This window comes from Morganella sp. Je.2.23, assembly GCF_051129855.1.
In the GTDB taxonomy this organism is placed as follows: domain Bacteria; phylum Pseudomonadota; class Gammaproteobacteria; order Enterobacterales; family Enterobacteriaceae; genus Morganella; species Morganella sibonii.
Genome location: NZ_JBCPSQ010000032.1, coordinates 1 through 461 on the forward strand (window position 1 = coordinate 1; position 461 = coordinate 461).

Here is a 461-nt window from a genome sequence, read left to right on the forward strand (position 1 = left end):
TCCTCCAGCATAATAATTTAAAATTTTTCCTGTCACTGCCCTCACTCCTTTATAGCAGTCTACTTACATAAGTCACAATATGCTTAAAACCTGAGTTGGGTGAATACCTATTTTCCTTCTAGTAACAAAAAAGCAGAGATCATCATTGATCTCTGCTTCGGTATTTTCGATTTAAATTAAAGAAAAATTGTTCGATTCGAGGACGAATCCAAGCTAAATAATCTTTATCTTTCTTTTTCGTACAAATGATTTCTTCTCCGTCAACCATTCCAACAAGCTCTAGTTCTAACAATTGTCTCGTAAATTCTAGAATATTTACTTCTTCTTCTGGATATTCTTCCTTTAATTTTGCTTCAATTTCTCCTAATAAAAAGCCGTCACGCATCATTGCAAGTGCATCAATACAAAGTGGCGGCATTTCATATTTTCCGCCTGTAATTGTATCTTTTACAATATAATTC

At 33.4% G+C, this 461-nt stretch carries 1 protein-coding gene; it reads right to left on the minus strand.

The window, feature by feature from the left end:
* Window positions 1-142: 142 nt before the first annotated feature.
* Window positions 143-461 (minus strand): hypothetical protein (locus AAZR23_RS20730; protein ID WP_434694506.1); only part of this gene is annotated, 319 nt, incomplete at its 5' end.